The 606-nt window shown below is 65.0% G+C and carries 1 protein-coding gene; it reads right to left on the reverse strand.

Translation table 11 applies throughout. From position 1 onward, the window contains the following. The coding region (locus tag EU800_RS26185) for a recombinase family protein (protein WP_129636370.1) at window positions 1-606 on the reverse strand (606 nt) is incomplete at both ends.

The following is a 606-nucleotide window of genomic DNA, read 5'->3' on the forward strand; positions in this document are numbered from 1 at the left end:
CGGGGAAGGTCTTTTCCTTGTGCCGGATCATCCCGAGATAGACCGGGTTGGTGAGGATCTTGTGGACCTGGCCCCGGCTCAGAACGTTGCCTCCCTGCTCCCGGCCCGTCGAGAAGACATGGCGCTTGGAGCGCAGGCCGAGACCCTCGGCCTTTTGGGTGACGAGGTTCAGGCATTTGTGGGCGGCATAGAGGGTGAAGAGCTGCCGGACCACCTCGGCCTCTGCCGTGTTGACTACCAGTTCCCGGCGCATCGGGTCGGGATGCGGGTCGTAGCCGAGCGGCGGGACACCGCCCATCCAGAGCCCCTTCTTCTTCGAGGCGGCGATCTTGTCTCGGATCCGCTCGGCGGTGACCTCGCGTTCGAACTGGGCGAAGGAGAGCAGCACATTCAGTGTCAGCCGGCCCATCGACGAAGAGGTGTTGAAGGCCTGAGTGACGGAGACGAAGGAGCAATCCTTCTCCTCGAGCCGCTCGACGAGCTTGGCGAAGTCGGCGAGCGACCGCGTCAGCCGGTCGATCTTGTAGACCACGACCATGTCGATGCGGCCGGCGTCGATATCGGCGAGCAGCCGTTGCAGGCCCGGGCGGTCGAGCGTGCCACCGG

The organism is Tropicimonas sp. IMCC6043 (genome assembly GCF_004146235.1).
Classification (GTDB): domain Bacteria; phylum Pseudomonadota; class Alphaproteobacteria; order Rhodobacterales; family Rhodobacteraceae; genus Tropicimonas.